The organism is Thermoleophilum album, assembly GCF_028867705.1.
GTDB lineage: Bacteria > Actinomycetota > Thermoleophilia > Solirubrobacterales > Thermoleophilaceae > Thermoleophilum.
In genome coordinates this window covers 1,119,046-1,140,293 of record NZ_CP066171.1, presented here as the reverse complement: position 1 = coordinate 1,140,293, position 21,248 = coordinate 1,119,046, and the positions used below count along the sequence as shown (strand labels likewise).

Below are 21,248 nucleotides of genomic sequence, written 5' to 3'. Positions count from 1 at the left end.
GGCGCAAAGATTGCGCGATCGTGGAACTCGAGATCCTCTTTCTCGGTACCGCCGGCTCGGTTCCGACCGCGCGCCGCGCACTGCCTGCCACGCTCGTGCGCCGTGGCGGGCACCGCCTTCTGATCGACTGCGGCGAGGGGACGCAGCGCCAACTTCTGCGCTCGGAGGGTCTCGTCGAGATCCCCGAGATCCTCGTCACACACCTGCACGCCGACCACGTCCTGGGGCTGCCCGGGCTGCTCAAGACCTGGGGCTTGCTGGAGCGCGCGACTCCGCTCGTCGTGCGCGGCCCGCGCGGCCTCGCGTCGCTCTTGAGAGCGTTGCGATCTGTGGTTGGGCGCGTTCCGTACGAAGTGGTGGTGGAGGAGATCGACCCGCCCGCCGAGTTCCGGTACGACGGCTGGCGGCTCGGTGCTTTCGCGGTCGATCACGGCGTCGCCGCACTCGGCTACGCGATCGTCGAGGACGAGCGGCCGGGGCAGTTCGACCCGGTGCGCGCCCAGGAACTCGGCGTCGCGCCCGGACCGGACTTCGGTCGGCTCCAGCGCGGCGAGACAGTCACGGGCAGCAAGGGCCCGGTCAAGCCCGAACAGGTGATGGGTCCGCCGCGACCGGGACGCAAGCTCGTTTTCAGTGGCGACACACGGCCGTGCGAACTGCTCAGGGCAGCCGCCTGGCGCTGCGATGTGCTGGTCCACGAGGCGACGTTCGCCGAAGAGGACCGGTCCCGCGCGCGCAAGACGCGGCACTCGACCGCCCGCGAGGCGGCCGAGCTGGCGCGGGAGTGCGAGGCGCGCACGCTCGTTTTGACCCATCTCTCGCCGCGCTACCCCCCGAAGCTGCTCGCGGAGGAGGCGAAAGCGGTCTTCGCCACAACGCTCGTGCCGCGCGACTTCGACCGGCTGGAAGTGCCGTTTCCCGAGCGCGGGAAGCCGCGGCTCGTCGAGCACTCTGCGCGGCCGGCGCCGGCTGGCGGCAACGCCGACTTCGCTCCGGCATCGTCCGACCTCCGGGCCGGGTCGGTCGGTCCCCAGTGACAGCGGCGAGAGGTGCCGCGGTCGCGGCCTAACGGTCGCCGGGCGGGCGCGCCGCGCCGCGGTCGCGTATGTGCCGGTCGGGGGGCGCGGAGCGCTGCCGTCGCCGTCGAGTGGTACCGTTCGGCTGCGTCCTTTAACCAGGTCCAGCGAGGCCGGAAGGAGCGGAGAACCATCGCTAGCCAGGAAAAGATCGTCCTCCACAGCGAGGACGTGCGTCGAATGCTCGTGCGCATCGCGCACGAGATCGTCGAGCGCAACAGCGACGGCCCCGTCGCGATCGTCGGCATCCAACCGCGCGGGGTCGTGATCGCCCGGCGCTTGCGCGACAAGGTCGCCGAACTGCTCGCTGCGGACGTCCCCTTCGGCGAGATCGACATCTCCTTCTACCGCGACGATCTCTCGCTGCGCGGTCCCGAACACCAACCCGAGGTGCGCGAGACGCGAATCGATTTCCCCGTCGAGGAGTACACGACCGTGCTCGTCGACGACGTCCTCTACACCGGGCGGACGGTGCGCGCGGCGATCGAGGCGCTCTTTGCGTTCGGCAGGCCGCGCCGAGTGCAGCTAGCTGTCGTCTGCGATCGCGGCCACCGCGAACTCCCGATCCGCCCCGACTACGTCGGCAAGAACCTTCCCACCTCGCGTCGGGAGCGGGTGAACGTGCGTCTCGCCGAAGTCGACGGGGTCGACGAGGTTTCGATCAGCGAGCTCGCGGAGGTGAGGGCGTGAGCGCACGGCACTTGCTCGCCATCGGCGACCTGGGGCGCGAAGGGATCGAGCGCATCCTTGCGCGCGCCGAGAGCTTCGCCGAGGTCGCCGGCCGCCCGATCAAAAAAGTGCCAACGCTGCGCGGGCGCACCGTGATCAACCTCTTCATGGAGCCCTCGACGCGCACGCAGTCCTCGTTCGAACTCGCGGCGAAGCGCCTGTCGGCGGACGTCGTCACCGTCAAGGCTCAGGGCTCGTCGGTCGAGAAAGGCGAGTCGTTCAAAGACACGGTGCTGACCCTCTCGGCCTACGACCCGTCGGCGATCGTCGTGCGCGCCCCGCACGCCGGCGCGGCCGCGCTCGTAGCGCGCTGGTCGCGGGCGAGTGTCATCAACGCCGGCGACGGCAAGCACGAGCACCCGACGCAAGCGTTGCTCGACCTCTTCACGCTGCGGCGCCGTCTCGGCCGCCTCGACGGCCTGCGCGTGTGGATCATTGGCGACGTCGCGCACAGTCGCGTCGCGCGATCGGGCATCGTCGCGCTGCGCACGATGGGCTGCGAGGTGACCGTCTGCGGACCGCCGACGCTCGTGCCTAGAGCGATCGCCGAGCTCGGTTGCAGCGTTCGCTACGACCTCGCCGGCGTCGAGCGTGCCGATGTCATCTACGCGCTGCGCGTTCAGCGCGAGCGAATCGCCGGGATCGTCGCTCCGTCGCTGCGCGAGTACGTCGAGCGCTGGCAGATCGACGGGCGCCGCCTGCGCCCCGGGCAGGTGGTCATGCATCCCGGGCCGGTCAACCGCGGCGTCGAGCTGGCGAGCGAAGTCTGCGACTCGCCACAGTCGTTGATCGTCGACCAAGTCGAGGCGGGTGTGGCGGTGCGGATGGCGGTTCTCTACGAGCTTCTGGCGGGCGCCGGCGGCGACGGCGCGCGCACCCCTGCGGTCAGCGAGCAGGAGGCGCCGCAGCCGGCATGAGCGAACCGGCGCGAACTTTGCATCCGGCTCTCGCGGTCAGCGAGGGCGCCCCAGCGAACCTGACGATCGCCGGTGTACGCGCGCTCGATCCGGTCGCGGGCATCGATCAGGTGTGCGACCTCGTGGTTCGCGACGGCGTGGTGTCGTCGCTCGCCGAGCCGGGAAGCGGCGCCGCGCCAGATAGCGGCGAGGTGGTCGACGGGAGCGGGCGTGTGGCGGTGCCGGCCTTCGTCGATCCCCACGTCCACCTGCGCACACCAGGGCGCGAAGACGAAGAGGACATCGAATCGGGCACCCGCGCGGCTGCCGCGGGCGGTTTCTGCTGCGTCGTAGCGATGGCCAACACCGACCCGGTCGTCGACAGCCCCGAGCTTTTGAGTGCTTTGCGGCGCAGGGCCGATCGCGAGGCGCGTGTCCAGGTCGGTTTCGCGGCGGCGGTCACGGTCGGTCAGCGCGGCGACCGGCTGACCGACACAACACTGCTTGCCGACGCTGGTGCCGTCTGTTTCAGCGACGACGGTTTGCCGGTGCGCTCGGCGCGCGTCATGCGACAGGCGCTTCAGTGCCAGCGCTTGCACGGCCTGCCGCTCGTGTTGCACGAGGAAGACCCCGATCTTTCGGGCGAGGGCGCGATGCACGAAGGAACGGTCTCGGTGCGTCTGGGCGTCGCTGGGATCCCGTGGGCGAGCGAAGCCGTGATGGCAGCGCGCGACGTGCTCTTGGCCGAGCTCGAGGACGGGCGGATTCACCTCCAGCACGTGTCGTCGGCGCGGACGCTGGCGATCGTCGAGTGGGCGCGCGCTCGCGGCGTCGCCGTCACCTGTGAAGTGACACCGCACCACCTTCTTCTCTGCGACGAAGACGTCGCTGGCCTCGACACCGCTCGCAAGATGAACCCGCCGCTGCGCAGCGCCGGCGACCGGACAGCGCTGCGCGAGGCGCTGCGCTCGGGGCTGATCGACTGCATCGCCACCGATCACGCTCCCCACGCGCAGGAAGAGAAGGAAGCGCCGTTCGAGGAGGCGCCGATGGGTACGACCGGTCTCGAAACGGCCTTCGCCGCTCTTTACACCGACCTCGTCGTACCCGGCGAGTTGTCGCTCGCCACGCTCGTCGAGAAGCTCACCGCCGGCGCCAGCGTCCTCGGCTTCGAGCGGCCGTCGCTAAAGCCCGGCAGCGTCGCCAACCTCTGCCTCGTCGATCTCGATAAAGAGTGGACGGTAGGCGAGAACGGCTTCGAGAGCCGCTCCGCCAACAACGCTTTCCTCGGCCGCCGTCTGCGCGGCAAGGTGCTTTTGACCACCAGCGCTGGCGCTGTCGTCTGGCGCGATCGCTCGATCCTGATGCGGGAGGTGGCAGCGTGAGCGAAGGCTCGAACCAACTCGGCGTGGCCGGCGGGGGTGGCGACCGTCATGCGCGGGTGCTGCTCGACCCACAGCGTGCGGCGCTGATCGTCGTCGACATCCAGGAGGCGTTCGCCAAGGCCGTCGGCGACTTCGACGGGGTCGCCGCAGCGGCGCGCAAACTCGTTCGCGGTGCGCACATTCTCGGTTTGCCGGTGATCGTCAGCGAGCAGTACCCGCGTGGGCTCGGGCCGACGGTGCCGGAACTAGCCGAGCTTCTCGACGGCGATGTGCGCGTCGAGAAGCGCTGCTTCGCGGCTTCGGCGGCCGAGGGGTTCGATCTTGCTGGGCGCACGCAGGCGCTCGTCTGCGGCATCGAGGCGCACGTCTGTGTCGCTCAGACCGCCCTCGAGCTGCTCGCGCGCGGCGTCGCGGTGCACCTGGTCGTCGACGCTGTCGCTTCGCGCAAGGCGCACGACCGCGACGTGGCGCTACGCCGGCTCGAGCTCGCGGGCGTGGTGCCGCAAACGGTCGAGTCGGCGCTGTTCGAGCTCGTGCGCGGTGCCGACCACCCGCACTTCAAAGAGATCCAGCAGCTGATCAAGTAGGAGGAGCTTTTGCCCGCCTCGGACCACGGCCTCGCCGCACCCGCACGCCGCAACCACGGGCCGCTCGGCGCACAGCCGGCCTACCTCTTGCTCGAAGACGGCAGCCGCTTCGAAGGCTTCTCGGTCGCCCACCACGAAGTCGCCGTGGGCGAAGTCGTCTTCACCACGTCGATGAGCGGCTACCAAGAGACCGTCAGCGACCCCTCGTACCGCGGCCAGATCGTCGTCTTCACCTACCCGCTCGTAGGTAACTACGGCGTCGCCGAGAGGCACATGGAGTCCGACCGCATCCACGCTCGCGCTGTGGTGATGCGCGAAGGGGTCGACGCCGAAGACGCGCCCACCGCTGAGGGCGGCTGGCTGAGCTGGCTCTGCGACTGCGGTGTGCCGGCACTGTCGGGTGTCGACACGCGCGCGCTCGTGCGCCATATCCGCGACAAGGGCGCGATGCGCGGCGGTGTCTTTCCCACCGAGGTTCCTGAACAGCGGGCGCGCGAGCTGATAGCGGCTGAGCCGCCGATGGCAGGCCGCGACCTCGTTGGCGAGGTAACGCCTTCCGAACCGCACGAGTTGCCACCAGCCGAGGGGGTAGCGGAGCGCGCTTTCGTCGCGGCGATCGACACGGGCATCAAGGCCTCGATCGTGCGCAACCTGCGCCAGCGTGGCGTGCGCTTGCGCCTCTACCCGGCCTACACGCCGGCCAGCGAGCTGCTCGCCGCCTCGCCCGACGCAGTGTTTCTCGCCAACGGGCCGGGCGACCCCGCGGCGCTCGACAGGATCGTCGCCACGGTTCGCGAGCTGGTCGGCAAGGTGCCGCTTTGGGGGATCTGTCTCGGGCACCAGCTCCTTTGCCGCGCGGTCGGGCTCGAAACTTTCAAGTTGCCCTTCGGCCATCGCGGCGCCAACCACCCGGTCAAGGATCTCGCGACCGGCAAGATCGACATCACCGCGCAGAACCACGGTTTTGCGGTGCTCGGACCGCGCGGCGAGCGGCGCGTCGAAGGCGACGAGCCGCTGCGCTGGGAGACCGACTTCGGCACCGCCGAGCTCGCCCAGCTCAACCTCTACGACCGCACCGTGGAAGGACTTGTGTTGCGCGACGTCCCGGCGGCGACGGTCCAGTACCACCCTGAGGCTGGTCCCGGTCCGCACGACGCCGTCCGCCAGTTCGACCGCTTCGTCGAGCAGCTGATCGAAGGGAGGCGCTAGTGCCGCGGCGCGACGACATCAAGCGGATCCTCGTGATCGGTTCCGGCCCGATCGTCATCGGTCAAGCCGCCGAGTTCGACTACTCGGGCGTGCAGGCGTGCAAGGTGCTGCTGGAGGAGGGGTACGAGGTCGTGCTCGTCAACTCCAACCCGGCGACGATCATGACCGACCCCGAGTTCGCGACCCGCACCTACATTGAGCCGCTCGATCCGCCCACCGTCGCGCAGATCATCGAGCGCGAGCGCCCCGATGCGGTGCTGCCGACGCTCGGCGGCGGCACGGCGCTCAACATCGCGCGGGCGCTGTCGGAAGACGGCACGCTCGAGCGCTTCGGTTGCGAGCTGATCGGCGCCAACTACGACGCGATCCGCCGCGCCGAGGACCGCGAGCTGTTCCGCCGGACGATGGAACAGGCCGGCCTGAGAGTGCCGCGCTCGCACGCAGTGTCGTCGCTCGCCGAAGCTGAGCGCGCGCTCGACGAGGTGGGCCTGCCGGCGATCGTGCGCCCCGGGTTCACGATGGGCGGGGAAGGCGGCGGGATCGCGCGCAGCCGCGAAGAGTTCCGTGAGCGTGTCGCCGAGGGCATCGCGGCGAGCCCGATCGGCCAGGTGCTGATCGAGGAGTCGGTGATCGGCTGGGGCGAGTTCGAGCTCGAGGTGATGCGCGACTGCGCCGACAACGTGGTGATCGTCTGCTCGATCGAGAACATCGATCCGATGGGCGTGCACACCGGCGATTCGGTGACCGTTGCGCCTCAGCAGACGCTGTCCGATCGGCTCTACCAGAAGCTGCGCGACCAGGCGATCGCGTGCATTCGCGCCGTCGGGGTCGAGACGGGCGGCTCGAACATCCAGTTCGCCGTCAACCAGGAAACCGAGGAAGTCGTCGTCATCGAAATGAACCCGCGCGTGTCGCGCTCGTCGGCGCTGGCGTCGAAGGCCACGGGCTTCCCGATCGCCAAGATCGCGGCGCGGCTCGCCGTCGGGTACACGCTTGACGAGATCGACAACGACATCACTCGCAAGACCCCGGCGAGCTTCGAACCGACGCTCGACTACGTCGTCGTCAAGTGGCCGCGCTTTGCGTTCGAGAAGTTCCCCGGATCGGACGGCAAGCTAGGCACGTCGATGCGGTCGGTCGGCGAGGCGATGGCGATCGGGCGCACCTTTCGCCAGGCGTTCGCAAAGGCGCTGCGCTCACGCGAGCTCGACGTCGTGCCGCAACCTCCCGCCGACACCGACGAGCTACTCGCGCGCCTTGAGCTGCCGAGCCACGATCGCTACGAGCTGCTCGCCGAGGCGATCCGCCGCGGTGTCGCGCTCGACGAGTTGCATCGCCGCACGCACATCCACCCCTGGTTCTTGGAGGAGATCGCCGCGGTGGTGCGCGACGGCGCGGTAGAGCGCGGGCTGGTTCGCACCTACAAAGCGGTCGACACCTGCGCCGCCGAGTTCGAGGCCGAAACGCCCTACTACTACTCGGGTTTCGAGCTCCCCGATCGCGATGGCAAGCCACGGCACGAAGTGCGCCCCGGCAGCCGTCCCGCGATCGTGATCCTCGGCTCTGGACCAAACCGCATCGGCCAGGGCATCGAGTTCGACTACTGCTGTGTGCATGCCGCGATGACCGTTCGCGAGTCGGGGCGCGACGCGGTGATGGTCAACTGCAACCCCGAGACCGTCTCGACCGACTACGACACCTCCGACCGGCTCTACTTCGAGCCGCTCACGCTCGAGGACGTGCTCGCCGTAGTCGAGCTCGAGCAGCCGGAGGGAGTGATCGTTCAGTTCGGCGGCCAGACACCGCTGAAGCTGGCGCGCGGCCTTGCCGAGGCTGGCGTTCCACTGCTCGGCACACCGGTCGAGTCGATCCACCTCGCGGAAGACCGCACGAGCTTCGCCGCCGTCCTCGACGAGCTCGGCTTGCGTTGTCCGCCGTGGGCGACCGCCGAGTCGGCGGACGAAGCGCTCGCTGCAGCTGAAAGCGTCGGTTTCCCGCTGCTTGTGCGTCCCTCCTACGTGCTCGGGGGTCGCGCGATGGAGATCTGCTACTCACGCGACGACCTCGCCGCCTACCTCGAGCGCTCGGGTGCGGCAGCGGCGGGCGGCGGCAACCGCATCTACCTCGACCGCTTCCTGGAAAACGCGATCGAGGTCGACGTCGACGCACTTGCCGATGGCGAAGAGGTGGTGATCGGCGCGATCATGCAGCACGTCGAGGAAGCCGGCGTGCACTCGGGCGACTCAGCGTGCGTGATCCCGGCGCTGTCGCTCGGCCCGCAGATGGAGCGCCAGGTAGAAGAGGCGACGCGCGCGATCGCGCTCAGGCTCGGGGTCGTTGGGCTGATCAACATCCAGTTCGCGATTGCCGGCGACGACGAGCTCTACGTGCTCGAGGCGAACCCCCGCGCCTCGCGCACGGTGCCGTTCGTGTCGAAAGCGACGGGGGTACCGCTCGCCAAGATCGCCTGTCGCTTGATGCTCGGCGAGCGGCTACGCGACCTCGACGTGCGTATTCCCCGTCAGCCAGGCCATGTGTCGGTGAAGGAGGCGGTGCTCCCCTTCCAGCGGTTCCCGCTCGCCGACGCGCGCCTCGGCCCCGAGATGCGCTCGACCGGCGAGGTGATGGGCATCGCGCGCGACTACCCGACAGCGTTCGGCAAAGCGCAGGCGGCGGCGCGCTCCGCGCTGCCGCGCAGCGGCACCGTGTTCATCTCGGTGACCGACAGCGACAAGCCGGCTGCGACGCAGGTGGCCGCGGCACTACACGACCTCGGCTTCAAGGTCGTCGCGACGCGGGGAACGGCGCGCGCATTGCGGCGGATGGGCGTGCCGGTCGAGACCGTCAACAAGGTTTCCGAGGGCTCGCCCCACATCGTCGAGCTGATCGAGCGCGGCGAGATCGATCTCGTGATCAACACGCCGACCGGCTCGGGCGCGCGCGCCGACGGCTACGAGATCCGGCGTGCCGCGGTGGCTCGTTCGATCCCGTGCATAACCACCATGACCGGCGCTAGCGCCGCGCAGCGGGCGATCGCAGCTCTGCAGCGCGGACGGCCGGAGGTGGTGTCGTTGCAGGAGCTCCACGCCCAGACGGCCGAGACCGCCGCGGCAGGGGGACGCTAAAGCGCTGCTGGCCGCAGAACGCAGACACGCGCTACTCGAGCGGCAGCGGCTGCGTGTGGTCGCGAGCGAGGCGGTCGGACGCTACCGGCTGCTCACGGTCGACGGCGTAGATCAGCCGCCAGCTCCCGGCCAGTTCTACATGCTCGCGACCGCCGAGCGCTGGGGCGGAGAGGAGGGCAGGCCGTGGCTTGCTCGTCCCTTCTCGCACGCGACGGCCGACCCGCTCACCTTTCTAGTCGATCCGGTGGGACCGGGCTCGCGCCGTTTGGCGTCGGCGGCGGTAGGCGAGGAGCTTTTGGCGCTCGGACCACTCGGGCGCGGCTTCGCGCTCGTCGAAGGCAGGCGAGCGCTCTTGGTCGGTGGCGGTATCGGCGTGGCGCCGCTCGCCGCGCTCGCCGAGGCCCTCGACGGCAGCTGCGAAGCGCTGCTCGGTTTCCGCGACGAGCCGTGCGCGCGCGCCGCGCGCCTGGTCACGGCAACGGAGGTGGCGTTGGCGAGCGATGACGGCAGCGTCGGGCGGCGCGGTTTCGTCACCGAGCTGCTCGCCGAGCGGCTCGCGCGGTCAGACCACGAGGACTACGCGATTTACGCCTGCGGCCCGGAGCCGATGCTCGCCGAGGTGGGCCGCATCGCGCGCGCGTGGGGCGTGCCCTGCCAGCTCGCTTACGAAGCGCCGATGGCGTGCGGGTACGGCGCCTGTTTCGGTTGTGCCGTAGCGACGCGGACGGGGTTCGTGCGCCTCTGTCTCGAGGGCCCGGTGCTCGACGCGTACGAGCTAGGGGACACCGGTGGCGATGGCTGACGAGCACACCACAGGCGAGGGCGCGGCAGGCGATCGCGACGAGCCGCCCGCGATCGGCGGCTGGCGCCCACCGGGACGGGTTTTCAACGGGTCCGGCACATTCGACGCGCTTGCTGCGCTCGCTGTGTTCGGCGACGCGCTGCTCGAGCGGTTTCCCTTCGACGTGTACGTCTCGAAGACGATCACCCGCGAGCCGCGGGTGGGCAACCCGCCGCCGCGGATCGCCGAGACGGCGGCGGGGATGGTCAACTCGATCGGGCTGCCGAACAAAGGGCTCGCGCGTTTCCTGGCCGAGGACCTGCCGCGCCTGGGCGAGCTTCCCGTGCCTGTCTGCGTATCGGTGATGGGGCACAGCGGCGACGAGCTCGCCGCGCTCGTCGCCGCTGTCGGCGAGCGCGAGGAGGTCGCTGCGATCGAACTGAACGTCTCTTGCCCCAACGTCGAAAGCGGGCTGGTGATCGGCCAGGATCCCGGCGAGACCGCCCGCGCGGTAGCACGCGCGCGCGCTCTCACCACCAAGCCGCTCGTGGTGAAGCTGACACCCACCGCGAGCGATCAGGCGGCCGTAGCACGCGCCGCCGCGGATGCTGGCGCCGACGCGCTGTCGCTTGTCAACACGTTCCCCGGAACGGTTTTCGCGCGTGGGCGGCCGCTTCTTGCGCGCGGCCACGGCGGGCTCTCCGGTCCCGCGATCAAGCCGCTCGCGCTCGCTCAGGTGCGCACGGTCGCGGCGGCTGTGCGCATACCGGTGATCGGCATGGGGGGTATCGCCGCGGTCGCCGACGCCGAGGACTTTCTCGCCGCCGGCGCGAGCTACGTCGCGGTCGGCACGGCCAACTTCCGCGACCCGCTCGCGGCGCTGCCGATCCGCAAGGCGTTGCGAGCGATGTGAGAGCCGCGCCGTTCGCAGGCTCGTGCCGGGCACACTGCTCCGAGCCCAAAGATGCGCTGGTGCCGGCAGGGGCCCGACCTCGACCAGCGCCAAGCACTCTAAACCTCGACTTCACCCTTATGTCAATTGCCCGCTATTTGCGCTTTTGCCTCTCTCCCGAGCGGCGCAGCGCGTGTAAGATCGCCGCCCATGCTCGTCCCCCCGAGAACCGCCGCGCACTCCAAAGCCAGCGCACGCGCGCGCTTTTTCGAGAGCTCTGCGGAAGCTGCCAGCGGTGGTGCGCCGCGCACCGACGGGCAGCTGGCTAGCGCTGACGGCGACCTGCCACCAGCGCCTAGCGCTGCCCCTTGGGCAGTCGGCGAGGTACGCAGCGGGTCGCTCGCCGCGGGTAGCGACAGCTCCGCCAGCGAAAGCCGGCCGCGTGCCGATGGTTGTGCCAGCAACGCGCAATCGGAGGCGCTGGCGCTTGCCGTCTCGGGCAGCGAGCAACGGCGAGGCGGGGTGACGCCCGAGCGCTCGCTTGCACAGCGGATGGAGGCGCTACGGCGGGCCAACGAGGTGCGCACGCGCCGTGCCCGCGTGAAACGCGACCTCAAGGCCGGGCGGGTACGGATCGACGAGCTGCTGCTCGATCCGCCCGACTACCTGCTGACAGCGAAAGTCTTCGACCTGCTGTTAGCGGTTCCGAAGTTCGGGCGCGTGAAGGTAAACCGTGCGCTCATGCACTGCCGCATCTCGCCCAGCAAGACCGTGGGCGGTCTGTCTGAGCGGCAGCGCAACGAGCTCGTCGCCTACCTGCGCCGATAGTCACGCCGCTCGTCGTCATCACCGGCCCTTCGGGGGTGGGAAAAGGAACCCTGATCAAGGGGCTCCTCGAGCGCGTTCCTTGCATCCATGTGGCGGTGTCCGCCACCACGCGGCCGCCGCGTCCGGGCGAGGTCGACGGCCGCGACTACTACTTCCTGAGCCCCGAGGAGTTCGAGCGCCGCGTGCGCGCTGGCGAGTTCGTCGAGCACGCCGTGTACGCGGGCAACCGCTACGGCACGCTGCGCTCCGAACTCGAGCGACCGGTGCGCGCGGTGCTTTTGGAGATCGACGTACAGGGCGCGCGCCAGATCCGCGCGCAGCGACCCGACGCGCTGTTGGTGTTCATCGCGCCGCCGTCTCTCGACGAGCTCGAGCGGCGCCTGCGGCGGCGTGGCGCCGATTCGGAGGAGCAGATCGCCAAGCGCTTGGCCGCCGCCCGTGAGGAGCTGGCAGCACGCGACGAGTTCGCGCACGTCATCGTCAACGACGACGCCGAGCGCGCGCTCGCCGAGCTCGAGCGGCTGGTCGGTAAGATCGTCGCCCGCTAGAGCGCCAAAGCGCGCCCGCAGCGCCGAAGCGAGCAGGCAACAGCGACCCGAGAGATGATCAAGCCGCGACTCGACAAGATCCTCGAGCACGCCGACTCCACGTATGCCGCGGTGATCGTCGCCGCGCGGCGGGCTCGCCAGATCAACAGCTACTACCACAGCCTCGGCGAGGGCACCTTCGAGGAGTATCCCCCGCCGATGGTGGACACCGACTCGTCCAACTACCTGCAGGTCGCGCTCGAGGAGCTCGCCGCCGGCAAGCTGCGCTACCGCTACCGGTAGCGGAAGCGATGGCGCGCATCCTTCTCGGCGTCTGCGGCGGCATCGCCGCCTACAAGGCCGCCGAGCTCGTGCGGCTTGCAACCGAGCGCGGGCACGCAGTGCGCGTCGTCCAGACGCCCACCAGCGTGCGCTTCGTCGGGCGGGCGACGTTCGAGGCGATCACCGGCGCGCCGGTGCTTGTCGACGAGTTCGAGCCCGACCCACTCCGTGGCGCCTACCCGGGCGAGGAGATGCCGCGCCACCAGCCGATCTCGCACCTCGCGCTCGTCGAACGCTGCGACGTCTACTGCATCGCGCCGGCGACCGCCAACACGATCGCGAAGCTCGTCGCCGGCCAGGCCGACAGCCTCGTGACGACCGCCGCGCTCGCTTGCCGCGCACCTGTCGTGGTCGCGCCAGCGATGAACGACGCGATGTGGCGCAACGTCTTTACGTCCGCCAACGTCGAGCGGTTGCGGGCGGCCGGAATCGTGGTCGTCGAGCCCGAGACAGGACGTTTGGCCTCGCTCGGCGAGTGGGGGGCCGGGCGCCTCGCCGATCCCGAGCGCATCCTCGCCGTGCTCGAGAGCACGCTCGCCGGCGGGCAGGGGCGTTCCCCCGAGCCGGCGGCGCTACCCGCTAGCGGCGAGGCCCAACCGAACGCTCTCGCCGGCAAGCGCGTGCTCGTGACGGCCGGCGGTACGCGCGAACCGCTAGACGCGGTGCGTTTCATCGGCAATCGCTCGTCGGGGCGGATGGGAGTGGCGCTTGCTGCCGCCGCCAACAAGCGCGGTGCGCGCGTCACTCTCGTCGGCGCCAACCTCGCCGTGCCGCCCCCCGTAGGTGTCGAGCACGTCGCTGTCGAAACCGTCGCCGAGCTGTCGGCCGCGCTCGACGAGCGGTTCCCGAGCTGTGACGTGCTGCTGATGGCGGCGGCGGTGTCAGACTTTCGTCCTGCCGATGCCGCTCGCGTGAAGCTCGAGCGCGGCGAGCGGCTGGCGATCGAACTCGAACCTACCGAAGACATCGTCGCCGGGCTCGCATCGCAGCGGCGCGCCGAGCAGCTCGTCGTCGGCTTCGCTGCCGAGCACGGCGGCGACTTCGTGGCTCGCGCCCGCACCAAACTCGCGCGCAAGGGGTTGGACGCGATCGTCGCCAACGACGTCTCCGTGCCGGGGATCGGCTTCGACAGCACTGAAAACGCTGTCGTGATCGTCACCGCCGACGGCGTCGAACGGCGGGTCGAGCGACAAGCCAAAAGTGCCGTCGCCGAGGCCGTTCTCGACGAGGTCGAGCGGCTGCTCGTAACCCGAGCAGCGCGCTAGTCGCGCCGCGCGCGCGGAGAGGTCGCGGGTCCACAGGCGGCGCAAGTACTACGCGCCAGCGGATGGCCGTGCCGCGCGCGCACGCGCGGAGAGGTCGTGAGTACACAGGCGGAGCGAGGGCAGGGGCCGGACGGCCGCGATCGGCCGGCGTCCGCGAACGGACGGTGTCGGCTTGATGCGGGAGCTCTCTAACCTCGGGATGGCGTGAGCGGCGACGAGTTCCGCACACCCGAGGAACGCGGCGAGCACGTCTACGAGCTGCTCGAGCGCGGGCGTGCGCTGCTGGCTGCCGGCGACTTCATGGCCGCCCAGGTGCCGCTCGAGCGCGCACGGCGGCTCGAGCCTGACAAAAGCTCGATCCGGGAAGCTCTCGGGCGCGCTTACTTCCGCTCCGGCCGTTTCGAGGAGGCGCGCGAGGAGTTCGCAGCGGTGGTCGAGCGCTATCCCGTCGACGACTACGCTCACTACTGCCTCGGGCGGGCGGCCGAGAAGACCGGGCGTCACCTGGAAGCGCGCCGACACGCTGCGTTAGCCGCTTGCATGCGGCCCGACCGCGCCGACTACCGCGCTTTCCTCGAGCGTTTGCGCGCGAGCTAAGGGCGCTGCGGGTCTCTTCAAAACCCGTGACTCGCACCGCGCTCGGCTAAGCGCGTCCAGGGCGAGTCCCACGAGCGGGCGGCGCCGCTCGGCCATGCCGCCTCGCGCACGAGCGCCGCTGTCTCGACAAGGTGACCCAAAAGACGGTCGAGCGCCGACACGGACACCTGGTCGACAGGCAGTTCCCCGTGAATCCACAACTCGCCGCTGCGTGACGCCCCTACGCGCACCAGGGTGAGGTGGCGGTTCAGGTGGAGCAGCGCGAACGGGTCGAGGCCGTGGCTTGCGTCAGCCACGAAGGCGCGCGCTGCCAGCAGCCCGTCGCTGACGCGCAGGCCTATGTCGAGCGCTCGCTCGCCGCACACACCAGCGGGCAGGGTGACGCCCCACTCGCCTTCAGCCAAGGACCGCACCGGTACCCCGAGCCCGGCGAGGTAGCCGCCGACCAGGGAGCGGAGGTCGCCACTTGCTTGTCGTTGCTCGCTCATCGTCCGACTTCCGAACAGAGCACGATGCCGCCCGAGCGAGTCGGCGCTCGCGGCGGCCTCGGCTATGCCCTGACCGCCTGCCGGCGTCGTGCCGTGCCCGACCTGGTGCCCGACTTATAGCCTCGCGCGCCATGAAAGCGGTGGTGCAGAGGGTGGCTCGCGCCCGCGTGAGCGTGGTCGATCCGGACGGGGGAGAGAGGGCCGTGGCTGCAATCGGCCGCGGGCTGCTCGTGCTGGCCGGCGTCGCGCGCGACGACACCGAGAGCGACTGTCAGCTGCTTGCACGCAAGATCCGCGCCCTGCGCATCTTCCCGAGCGATCGCCGGCCGCTCGATCGCTCGCTCGTGGACGTGGGCGGCGAGATCCTCTGCGTCAGCCAGTTCACGCTGCTCGCCGACGCGCGTCGCGGCCGGCGCCCGAGTTTCGAAGAGGCGGCGCCGCCGGAACGCGCCGAGGTGCTTTACGAGCGCCTGTGCGAATTGTTGGGCGCCAAGCGCGGGTGCTTCGGTGCGCACATGCGCGTCGAGCTGGTCAACGACGGGCCGGTGACGATCGTGCTCGACACGCAGCTGCTTGCGCGCCGCGACGAACCGTCGTAGGATCGAAGCGCAGCTGACCGATCGGACGGTCAGGCGGACCACCGGCCGAAGGCCTAGCGCCCGAGGTCGGGAGCGGACACCGGAGGCGTCCGCTAGGCCGCAAAGTCCCCCACATCCCGAAAACCCAACGTTCCCTGGAGGGAGGTCGTTCGCATGGCACTTCGCCGCAAGGCTGCGGCTCTTGCCGTCGTCGGTGCGTTCGCGGTAGCAGCCCCTGCCGCTTCCGCGCAGGAAGTCCCGTTCACTAACTGGAAGGTGTCGGGCACGCTCGGCATCAAGAAGCTCAATCAGAGCGTCACGATCCCGAGCGGCGCGACGTTCAACGGCAGCTGGAACGTGTCGACCGGAGCTCTCTCGGGCAGCGTTTCGATCCCCACGATCAAGGCGCGCCTCAAGGTTCTCGGCTTGCCGGTCGACGCGACGCTCGAGCTGGTCGAGGCGCGGCCGGTGTCGGGCTCGATCGCGATCGGGACGGATGGCAACGTCACGGTGAAGGCCACCTCCGCGTCGACGATCTACATCCGGCGTCTCTCGTCGCCGTACCTCCCGCTCAACCTGGTGAGCAGCCGTACGTGCCGCACCTCCCAGCCGGTCGAGTTGCCGCTCTCGGCGACGGTGCCCTTCGCCCAGCTCGGCCAGGGCATCTCGTTCTCCGGAACGACGACGCTGCCATCGCTGACCGGCTGCGGGTTGACGACCCCGCTCCTCAATCTGTTGATGTCGGGGCCGGGTAACCCGTTCCAGATCCAGCTGGCGCCACCGACGAACGCGAGCTGAGAACGCCTCCAGCGGGTCGGTGCTAGCGCCGACCCACCAGAGAGCGGTCCTCGGGCGGGCCGCCGCGTAACGCGGCGGCCCGCCCTTTTTCCCGTCCAAGGCAGGGCATGGGTTCGCTTCGACACTTTCTGCGGGTGACGGCGGAGCCAGGTGGAGAGGCGCGACCCGCGCGCGGGACCCGGGACCGTGAGACAGCTGCGGGCTATACTCGCAGCGACAGCTTCAGACTGCGGCCGTAAGGCCGCGCCTGGGGTGGGCCTCGGCCCCCCTTTTTTTTCGACTAGCGAAGGCGTCTCGGAAGACAGTGCGGCGGAAGATCGAAGAGCTCCGGGCGGAGATCGAGCAACGGCTCGCGAAGGTCGAGCCCGAGGTCGAGCTGCTCGCCTGCGAACCCGCCGGGCGCGAACGGATCAGACTCGTGATCGATCACCCCCAAGGTGTCGACCTCGCGCTCTGCGAGCGGGTCACGCGGCAGCTCTGGCATCTCGTCGCCGAGGTCGGGCTTGAGGTCTCCTCTCCGGGGCCACGACGGCCGCTCACCAAACCGGCGCACTTCCGTCGCTATCTCGGACGACGCGCGCGCTTGCGGCTGCGCGCCGAGCGCGGCGGTCGACGCACCTACAGCGGCGAGCTCGTTGGAGCCGACGATCGCGCGGTGACGGTCGCGACCGAGTCCGGGGTGGTGTCGATTCCCTACGCGGAGATCAACCGCGGCAACCTGCTGGAGGAGTAGCGGATGTCCAGGGAGATAGCCGAAGCCGTACGGGCGCTAGCTAAAGAGAAGGGCATCGGCGCGAGCCGTCTCAAAGCGGCGATCGAGGATGCGCTGCTGTCGGCCTACAAAAAGACGCCGGGGGCGGCCAAGTACGCACGCGTCGAGTTCGACCTCGAGCAGGGCGAATTCCGCGTTTTCGAGCTGATCGTTCCCGAGGACCTCGAGCGCCAGCTGATCGCCGAGGCCGAGCAGGCCGAGGAGGAGGGTGCGCGCATCGATCCCGAGACCGGCGAGCGGCGCGAGCCCGAACCGGTTGAGATCGACGTCGAGCGGTTGCTCGCCGAGCACGGCGACCGCATCGAGCAGCGCGACGTCACACCGAGCGATTTCGGCCGCATCGCCGCGCAGACAGCGAAGCAGGTGATCCTCCAGCGGATCCGCGAAGCCGAGCGCGACATGACCTACGAGGAATTCCAGGACCGCGTCGGCGAGCTCGTCACCGGCATCGTGCAGCAGTCCGACAACCGCTACACGCTTGTGCAGCTGCGCGAGCGTGTCGAGGCGCTGCTGCCGCGCTCCGAGCAGGTGCCGGGCGAGCGCTACGACCACGGTCAGCGGATCAAGGCGGTGATCACGGACGTATCGGCCCAGGCCAAAGGTCCGAGCATCATCCTCTCGCGGCGCTCGCCCGAGCTGATCCGCAAGCTGTTCGAGCTCGAGGTCCCCGAGATCGCCGACGGCCTTGTCGAGATCGTCAACGTCGCGCGCGAACCCGGCTTTCGCTCCAAGATCGCGGTCGTCTCGCACCAGACCGGTATCGATCCGGTGGGGGCGTGCGTCGGTCCGCGCGGCTCGCGGGTCCGCATGGTCGTCTCCGAGCTGCGCGGCGAGAAGATCGACATCATCCCCTACAACGACGAGCCGGCTCGCTACATCGCCAAGGCGCTGTCGCCCGCCCGCGTGCGCGAAGTGCTGGTCGACGACGACGCCCGCCAGGCGACGGTGATCGTTCCCGACGACCAGCTGTCGTTGGCGATTGGCAAGGAAGGTCTCAACGCGCGGCTCGCGGCACGTCTCACCGGCTGGCGCATCGACATCCGCTCCGAGAGCGAGTTCGCCGAGGAAGAGGCCCAGCTCGACCTCGAGGAAGAGGAGGCGGAGGTCTCGGGGCGTTGCGCGGCGATCCTCGCCAACGGGCGTCGCTGCCCGAACGCGGCGCTGCCGGGTTCGCGTTATTGCGGGCTGCCGGCCCACCAAGCGCTCGAGGCCAGCGAGGCCGAGGGATCGAGGGGCGACACGGAGGCGTCGGACGGCGACGCATCCCCCGGTGTCGCCGAGCAGGTCGCGAACGAGGGCGGCGACAGTTAAAAACGACCGGCGACGGCGGCAGCGATCGGCGAGCGGCGGCACCGTCCGGTTCGGATGTGCGTCGTCTGTCGGCGGCGCGCTTACCAGGACGAGCTGCTACGGCTCGCCTTGGCGGACGGTCGGCGCGTCGTCGCCGACCCTGAGCGGCGCCACGCCGGTCGTGGTGCCTACGTCTGCGGCTCGCCGCAGTGCGGCGCCGCCCTCGCGAAGGCCCAGCGTGCACTGGCACGCGCTTTCCGGGCAGCGGTTGAGCTTCCACAAGAGACCATAGACTTCGTTCACGAGTGGCAAAGAAGCGCGTCCATCAAATAGCCAAAGAGCGCGGGATCCCGAGCAAAGAGGTCATCGCGATCCTGCAGCGCGCCGGCCTCGACGTCAAGGCTGCGGCTTCGAGCGTCGACGAGGCTGCCGTCGCGCGTGCCTTCGGCGATCCGGACGCGCCCCCTGCCGAGCCCGAGCGTCCTCAAGCGGACGGGCGCGGCGAGAGCGGCGGGGCCCGGCCGGGAGCGCGCGCGCCGCGAGCGCGACCGACCGGTCAGGGGGAGCGCGCACCGACTCGCGACCGCCCCGCTACCCGTGAAGATCGCCCCGCCGCTGGTCGCGCCGGCGGGCAAACTTCTGCTCCACCCCGGGGGGGTGGCGCCAGCGCCCCGGGACGGGCGCCCGGCGCGCGCGATACGGCCGGTGCGGGCCGGGAGCGTCCCGGCCGCACGCGACCGGTGCGCCCCGGACGGCTTGGCGAGGGAGGGCGGCGAAGGCGCGTCGTCATCGACGCCCAGGCGTCGCGTCCCGACCGCCCCTCGGGGCCGTCGGCCCCGCCCGGGCAGCGGCCCCGCCGGCGCAGCCGCCGGCGACAGCCGTTCCCCGATGAGCCACCAGCGCCGGTAGAGACGGCGACCGCTGTAGCCGAGGCCGAGGCGCCGAGCGAAGAGGCGGTTCCGATCCGCTCTGGCTCGACCGTCAAGGAGATCGCCGAGGCGCTCGGTGTACCCGCGCCCGAGGTGATCAAGAAACTGATGGAGCTCGGCGAGCTCGCCACGCTCACGCAAACGCTGTCGGACGAAGCGATCGAGCTGCTCGCCGACGCCCTCGGCAAGACGGTCACCATCACCAGCGCCGCCGATGAGGGCGAGCAGGACGCGGACGAAGAAGACCGGGAAGAGGACCTCGAGCCGCGACCGCCTGTTGTGACGGTGATGGGGCACGTCGACCACGGCAAGACGTCGTTGCTCGACGCCATCCGCCAGACCGACGTCGCGGCCCGCGAGGCGGGCGGCATCACGCAGCACATCGGCGCCTACCAGGTTTCGACTAACGGCCACAACATCACCTTCATCGACACCCCGGGCCACGAGGCGTTCACCGCGCTGCGGGCGCGCGGCGCCCAGGTCACCGACATTGCCGTGATCGTTGTTGCCGCCGACGACGGCGTGATGCCGCAGACCCTCGAGGCGATCGATCACGCGCGCGCCGCGAACGTGCCGATCGTCATCGCGGTCAACAAGATCGATCTCGAGAACGCCGATCCCCAGCGCGTGCGCGGCGAGCTCGCCGCAAAAGGCCTGACACCGGCCGAGTGGGGCGGTGACACCGAGTTCGTCGACGTGTCGGCCAAGACTGGCCAGGGTCTCGGCGAGCTGCTCGACACGATCGTCACGCTTGCCGAGATCGCCGAGCTGCGCGCCAACCCCAAGGCGCCGGCCTCGGGAACCGTCATCGAGTCGCGGCTCGACGCCGGGCGTGGTCCCGTGGCGACGCTGCTCGTGCAGCGCGGCACGCTGCGCGTCGGCGACGCTCTGTTCGCTGGGACGCAGTCGGGGCGCGTGCGGGCGATGACTGACTACCGCGGCCAGCGCTTGCGCGAGGCCGGACCGGGCACGCCAGTCGAGGTGCTCGGCTTCGACGGGGTGCCCGAGGCGGGCGATCGCTTCCGCGTCGTCGAGAACGAGCGCGAGGCGCGCCGTCTAGCCCAGGAGCGCGCCCAGCGCTTGAAGCAGGAAGCGCTGGCCCGTCAGATGCGCCGTCGTGTCTCGCTCGAGGACGTGCTCGCCCGCGCGGAGCGCGGCGAGCGGCAGCTCAACCTGGTCGTCAAGGCCGACGTGACGGGCTCGCTGGAAGCGATCCTCGACGAGATCGCCAAGCTGCCGCAGAGCGAGGTCACCGTCAACGTCATCCGCGAGGGGGTTGGCGGCATCACCGAATCGGATGTGATGCTCGCCGCTGCCTCCGATGCGGTCGTGATCGGCTTCAACGTGCGCCCGGTCGGTGGCGCCGCTGCCACGGCGCAGCGCGAGGGGGTCGAGGTCCGCACCTACTCGGTCATCTACCAGGTGGCCGAGGAGCTCAAGGCGGCGATGGAGGGCTTGCTCGAGCCCGAGCACGTCGAGGAAGTGGTGGGCGTCGCCGAGGTGCGTGCCATCTTCCGCGCCTCCCGCGTCGGCACGATCGCCGGCTGCTACGTGCGCGAGGGCACGATCCGGCGGGGCGCGAAGGCACGCCTCGTGCGCGACGGCACCGTGGTCTACGACGGACGTATCGCCAGCCTCCGGCGCTTCAAGGACGACGTGCGCGAGGTCCAGGCGGGGCTCGAGTGCGGTCTCACGCTCGAGAACTACCAGGACGTGAAAGAGGGCGACGTCGTCGAGGCGTACGAGGTGCGGGAAGTCGAAAAGAAGCTCACCTGAGCCCGCCTGGGCACGCCGAGCATTCGTGGTCGGCCAGGCAGGGGCTCGCGGCCAGCGTAGGGGGTCGCTGCGATGGGGTTCGTTTGCCTGCTCGAGATCGAGGTGCACCTGCCGGGCAACGGCAGCCTTAAAGGCAAACGCCGCGAGCTCAGTTCGTTGAAGGCGAACCTGCAGCGACGGTTCGGGGCAGCGGTCGCCGAGACCGACCACCACGACCTCTGGCAGCGGGCGACGCTGTCGGCGGCGCTGGTCGGGCCCGACCCGGGACCTGTGCTGGCAACAGCTGATCGCATCGAGCGCTTTCTGTGCGAGCGCTATCCCGGCACCGTCCACGTCGCTCGCGGGATCGCTTCTCGTGACGACCTCCTAGGGGGATAG

22 protein-coding genes are annotated in these 21,248 nt (G+C 70.1%); 21 read left to right on the top strand and 1 reads right to left on the bottom strand.

Annotation, left to right across the window (positions count from 1 at the left end):
* Nucleotides 1-20: 20 nt before the first annotated feature.
* The 14 genes from rnz to JDY09_RS05285 all read left to right on the top strand — a co-directional run bounded on the left by rnz (nt 21) and on the right by JDY09_RS05285 (nt 14,239).
* Complete coding sequence (rnz, locus tag JDY09_RS05350) at nt 21-1,037, top strand: ribonuclease Z (RefSeq protein ID WP_274715899.1); 1,017 nt, start codon at nt 21-23, stop codon at nt 1,035-1,037.
* A gap of 171 nt (nt 1,038-1,208) precedes the next feature.
* The gene (gene pyrR / locus JDY09_RS05345) at nt 1,209-1,766 is read left to right on the top strand and encodes a bifunctional pyr operon transcriptional regulator/uracil phosphoribosyltransferase PyrR (RefSeq protein ID WP_428837465.1); all 558 of its coding nucleotides are present in this window, start codon (nt 1,209-1,211) and stop codon (nt 1,764-1,766) included.
* Complete coding sequence (locus JDY09_RS05340) at nt 1,763-2,722, top strand: aspartate carbamoyltransferase catalytic subunit (RefSeq protein ID WP_274715897.1); 960 nt, start codon at nt 1,763-1,765, stop codon at nt 2,720-2,722. The genes pyrR and JDY09_RS05340 overlap by 4 nt, the downstream gene beginning before the upstream one ends.
* On the top strand, nt 2,719-4,086 hold the full coding sequence (locus tag JDY09_RS05335; protein WP_274715896.1) for a dihydroorotase: 1,368 nt from the start codon (nt 2,719-2,721) through the stop codon (nt 4,084-4,086). Before JDY09_RS05340 ends, JDY09_RS05335 begins: the two co-directional genes overlap by 4 nt.
* Nucleotides 4,083-4,673: an isochorismatase family protein gene (locus JDY09_RS05330; protein ID WP_274715895.1), complete on the top strand. Its 591-nt coding sequence runs from the start codon at nt 4,083-4,085 to the stop codon at nt 4,671-4,673. Before JDY09_RS05335 ends, JDY09_RS05330 begins: the two co-directional genes overlap by 4 nt.
* 9 nt (nt 4,674-4,682) lie before the next feature.
* On the top strand, nt 4,683-5,882 hold the full coding sequence (gene carA, locus JDY09_RS05325; RefSeq protein WP_274715894.1) for a glutamine-hydrolyzing carbamoyl-phosphate synthase small subunit: 1,200 nt from the start codon (nt 4,683-4,685) through the stop codon (nt 5,880-5,882).
* Complete coding sequence (gene carB / locus JDY09_RS05320; protein WP_274715893.1) at nt 5,882-9,007, top strand: carbamoyl-phosphate synthase large subunit; 3,126 nt, start codon at nt 5,882-5,884, stop codon at nt 9,005-9,007. Before carA ends, carB begins: the two co-directional genes overlap by 1 nt.
* Nucleotides 9,008-9,062: 55 nt before the next feature.
* Nucleotides 9,063-9,809: a hypothetical protein gene (locus JDY09_RS05315; protein WP_274715892.1), complete on the top strand. Its 747-nt coding sequence runs from the start codon at nt 9,063-9,065 to the stop codon at nt 9,807-9,809.
* Nucleotides 9,802-10,701 (top strand): tRNA-dihydrouridine synthase, encoded by a 900-nt coding sequence (locus JDY09_RS05310; RefSeq protein WP_274715891.1) that lies wholly within the window; start codon nt 9,802-9,804, stop codon nt 10,699-10,701. Before JDY09_RS05315 ends, JDY09_RS05310 begins: the two co-directional genes overlap by 8 nt.
* Nucleotides 10,702-10,890: 189 nt before the next feature.
* Nucleotides 10,891-11,508 (top strand): integration host factor, actinobacterial type, encoded by a 618-nt coding sequence (gene mihF, locus JDY09_RS05305; RefSeq protein ID WP_274715890.1) that lies wholly within the window; start codon nt 10,891-10,893, stop codon nt 11,506-11,508.
* A complete protein-coding gene (gmk, locus tag JDY09_RS05300) occupies nt 11,505-12,056 on the top strand; it encodes a guanylate kinase (protein WP_342455271.1) in 552 nt (183 codons plus the stop codon). Before mihF ends, gmk begins: the two co-directional genes overlap by 4 nt.
* A gap of 54 nt (nt 12,057-12,110) precedes the next feature.
* Nucleotides 12,111-12,338, top strand: coding sequence for a DNA-directed RNA polymerase subunit omega (gene rpoZ, locus JDY09_RS05295; protein ID WP_274715889.1), 228 nt, complete (start codon nt 12,111-12,113; stop codon nt 12,336-12,338).
* Nucleotides 12,339-12,346: 8 nt separating this feature from the next.
* Nucleotides 12,347-13,642 carry a bifunctional phosphopantothenoylcysteine decarboxylase/phosphopantothenate--cysteine ligase CoaBC gene (gene coaBC, locus JDY09_RS05290; RefSeq protein WP_274715888.1) on the top strand — a complete coding sequence of 432 codons (1,296 nt, stop codon included), beginning with the start codon at nt 12,347-12,349 and terminating at the stop codon, nt 13,640-13,642.
* Between the two features lie 204 nt (nt 13,643-13,846).
* A complete protein-coding gene (locus JDY09_RS05285) occupies nt 13,847-14,239 on the top strand; it encodes a tetratricopeptide repeat protein (protein WP_274715887.1) in 393 nt (130 codons plus the stop codon).
* 17 nt (nt 14,240-14,256) lie between these two features.
* On the opposite strand, the gene JDY09_RS05280 is transcribed toward JDY09_RS05285, so the two are convergent.
* Nucleotides 14,257-14,727 carry a hypothetical protein gene (locus JDY09_RS05280; RefSeq protein ID WP_274715886.1) on the bottom strand — a complete coding sequence of 157 codons (471 nt, stop codon included), beginning with the start codon at nt 14,725-14,727 and terminating at the stop codon, nt 14,257-14,259.
* Between the two features lie 131 nt (nt 14,728-14,858).
* Between JDY09_RS05280 and dtd the strand changes: the two genes are divergently transcribed.
* The 7 genes from dtd (at nt 14,859) to JDY09_RS05250 (ending at nt 21,248) form a co-directional block, all read left to right on the top strand.
* Nucleotides 14,859-15,326: a D-aminoacyl-tRNA deacylase gene (gene dtd / locus JDY09_RS05275; RefSeq protein ID WP_274715885.1), complete on the top strand. Its 468-nt coding sequence runs from the start codon at nt 14,859-14,861 to the stop codon at nt 15,324-15,326.
* A 153-nt stretch (nt 15,327-15,479) separates the two neighbouring features.
* Nucleotides 15,480-16,103: a hypothetical protein gene (locus JDY09_RS05270; RefSeq protein ID WP_274715884.1), complete on the top strand. Its 624-nt coding sequence runs from the start codon at nt 15,480-15,482 to the stop codon at nt 16,101-16,103.
* A 304-nt stretch (nt 16,104-16,407) separates the two neighbouring features.
* Complete coding sequence (gene rimP, locus JDY09_RS05265; RefSeq protein WP_274715883.1) at nt 16,408-16,836, top strand: ribosome maturation factor RimP; 429 nt, start codon at nt 16,408-16,410, stop codon at nt 16,834-16,836.
* Between the two features lie 3 nt (nt 16,837-16,839).
* A complete protein-coding gene (gene nusA / locus JDY09_RS05260) occupies nt 16,840-18,186 on the top strand; it encodes a transcription termination factor NusA (RefSeq protein ID WP_274715882.1) in 1,347 nt (448 codons plus the stop codon).
* A gap of 54 nt (nt 18,187-18,240) precedes the next feature.
* Nucleotides 18,241-18,498 (top strand): YlxR family protein, encoded by a 258-nt coding sequence (locus tag JDY09_RS09980; protein ID WP_428837438.1) that lies wholly within the window; start codon nt 18,241-18,243, stop codon nt 18,496-18,498.
* The gene (gene infB, locus JDY09_RS05255; protein ID WP_274715881.1) at nt 18,471-20,870 is read left to right on the top strand and encodes a translation initiation factor IF-2; all 2,400 of its coding nucleotides are present in this window, start codon (nt 18,471-18,473) and stop codon (nt 20,868-20,870) included. Before JDY09_RS09980 ends, infB begins: the two co-directional genes overlap by 28 nt.
* 72 nt (nt 20,871-20,942) lie before the next feature.
* Nucleotides 20,943-21,248, top strand: coding sequence for a DUF503 domain-containing protein (locus JDY09_RS05250; protein ID WP_274715880.1), 306 nt, complete (start codon nt 20,943-20,945; stop codon nt 21,246-21,248).

What these genes read in the sequence shown, in the direction of transcription:
- JDY09_RS05310 (WP_274715891.1), top strand. Translation starts at nt 9,802, where the DNA reads ATGGCTGACGAGCACACCACAGGCGAGGGCGCGGCAGGCGATCGCGAC.
- coaBC (WP_274715888.1), top strand. Translation starts at nt 12,347, where the DNA reads ATGGCGCGCATCCTTCTCGGCGTCTGCGGCGGCATCGCCGCCTACAAG.
- nusA (WP_274715882.1), top strand. Translation starts at nt 16,840, where the DNA reads ATGTCCAGGGAGATAGCCGAAGCCGTACGGGCGCTAGCTAAAGAGAAG.
- JDY09_RS05270 (WP_274715884.1), top strand. Translation starts at nt 15,480, where the DNA reads ATGGCACTTCGCCGCAAGGCTGCGGCTCTTGCCGTCGTCGGTGCGTTC.
- JDY09_RS09980 (WP_428837438.1), top strand. Translation starts at nt 18,241, where the DNA reads ATGTGCGTCGTCTGTCGGCGGCGCGCTTACCAGGACGAGCTGCTACGG.
- JDY09_RS05280 (WP_274715886.1), bottom strand. Translation starts at nt 14,727, where the DNA reads ATGAGCGAGCAACGACAAGCAAGTGGCGACCTCCGCTCCCTGGTCGGC.
- rpoZ (WP_274715889.1), top strand. Translation starts at nt 12,111, where the DNA reads ATGATCAAGCCGCGACTCGACAAGATCCTCGAGCACGCCGACTCCACG.
- mihF (WP_274715890.1), top strand. Translation starts at nt 10,891, where the DNA reads ATGCTCGTCCCCCCGAGAACCGCCGCGCACTCCAAAGCCAGCGCACGC.
- dtd (WP_274715885.1), top strand. Translation starts at nt 14,859, where the DNA reads ATGAAAGCGGTGGTGCAGAGGGTGGCTCGCGCCCGCGTGAGCGTGGTC.
- JDY09_RS05335 (WP_274715896.1), top strand. Translation starts at nt 2,719, where the DNA reads ATGAGCGAACCGGCGCGAACTTTGCATCCGGCTCTCGCGGTCAGCGAG.
- JDY09_RS05250 (WP_274715880.1), top strand. Translation starts at nt 20,943, where the DNA reads ATGGGGTTCGTTTGCCTGCTCGAGATCGAGGTGCACCTGCCGGGCAAC.